This is a genomic window from Haloferax profundi (genome assembly GCF_001469865.1).
GTDB classification, from domain to species: Archaea; Halobacteriota; Halobacteria; order Halobacteriales; family Haloferacaceae; genus Haloferax; species Haloferax profundi.
The window spans coordinates 1-1,679 of sequence record NZ_LOPV01000253.1; the positions used below are offsets into that span (position 1 = coordinate 1).

The 1,679-nt window shown below is 53.4% G+C and carries 2 protein-coding genes; both read right to left on the reverse strand.

Annotated features, from left to right (window positions below; genetic code table 11):
- A partial coding sequence (locus tag AUR66_RS11650; protein ID WP_058572554.1) for a hypothetical protein occupies positions 1 to 917 on the reverse strand: 917 nt, incomplete at its 3' end.
- 3 nt (positions 918 to 920) lie between these two features.
- Positions 921 to 1,679: hypothetical protein (locus AUR66_RS21985; RefSeq protein WP_058572555.1), on the reverse strand; the 759-nt coding region annotated here is incomplete at its 5' end.

Sequence of the window (1,679 nt, forward strand, 5' to 3'; positions counted from 1 at the left end):
ACTCCAGCGCCACCAAGGTACGCTCCAGTCGCGACGCTTCCGACGACCACTGCGCCTCTGCTGGCCGACCCAATGGCCTTCGCAGTCAGCGGAGTTGCGTAGGAGAACGTCTTCCACGTCAGGTAGAGTGCGATAACGGGGAGTGAGACAGCGACGAGATATTGGAGAAATGCAGTCGCTGGCGAGAACGTCCCGCTGGCGAATAGCAGGTCGTAGCCTTTGAACACGACTGCTGCCGGGAGTGGGAGAACGACTAAGGGAACGAATCGTTTTGCAAAGCCAGTCGCGATGTCAGAGAGAACTGGGATGTTTCCATATCCGAGCGCGATGGCAATCGGCATCCCGTAGACGTAGACGTACAGCAAGATCTCGCGGATAAAAAAGAGCGCCTCTATCGCCCACATCGAGATTCCACCGACTGCTGCGAGCAAGAAAGCGAGTACGGGATTCATCACCGTTGCGCTCAGGAAACCTACCATCACACCACGAAGTGTGGTCAGCCCTGGGAGCAAAGCAATCGTAAATCCATCAACCAGGTACAGTGCTAAAACACCGACCCAGTACCACAAGATTATCAGGAAAGCACCAGTCCAGGCGGTTTTCTTGGTCTTGCTGGCCTCATATGCACTCCCGAAATTGAATATTCGAATTGCGTGTCGACCTTGGACACTCATCACGAGGAGAAACAAGGCGAGGAGCATCACTTCACCACCAATTAGAGCGTCTCTTATCGACGGCCATGGTGCGTTTGAGGGAGTACCAAACATGAAGACTCCATCAGTTTGGGGAGTGGGTGTTCCAAACATAGCCTCGGTGAGGTCCTGATAGCCGGTCGAGAGTCCCTCTCTGAAAACATCAGTAACCCATCCGATGACGTCCTTGAATCCCTCCAGAACGACGTCAATGAGGTCCACCATCGGTTACTTCTCAGTGATTTCGATGCGGCAATCATGCATCGCGTCAGAGCCCGAATACTGCACGTTGAAATCGCTCTCAACATTTTGTGTCGTGGTACGGACCTCGAGTGTGATTTTGAACTGCCCATCGTTGCCGGTGATTGAACAGCCCATGCCTTCCTCCCCAATCTCTGCTCCGAATGGGAATGAACTACTGAAAAGATCGATTTCATCACCAGGTGGAATGACTACAGCATCGCTGTTGTGAATGCCACTTCCACGAGGGTTCTCTGAAGGGTTCGGTACATCATTTTCAAACCGAAGTTCGACGACAGCTTCTGGTCCGCTTCCAGTATTCGCGACAGTGACGAACGCCTCACCGTTCTTTTTTGTATCAGTCTCACTCTCACCGTACACCTCGTCCCACGGCTTGTCGGGATTGTTTCTGAAAAGCCCGACATCGACGATCTCGAGTTCGGGTCGAATATCAAGACTCGTCTCGTCGACAGTGTCCTCGCCCTGAACCGCTAACACACGGTATTCACCGGGGTTGTACGCAGTCCCAATCTCGAATGAAACCTGTCGAACGCCGGCAGCAACCTCGCGTCGTCCGAACAACTCACCATTCGGTTGAATGAGATTGACCTGGTCGACCTCAGCCTCAGAGCCAAGTTCGACAACAAGTGAGGTCCCCTCGACAGCGACTCGGTTCAGGACACCCTGGCCGTCAGAATCGTCATTTGCGGTGGTAGTCCCATCAATGGCTTCACCACTGCCGTTGAG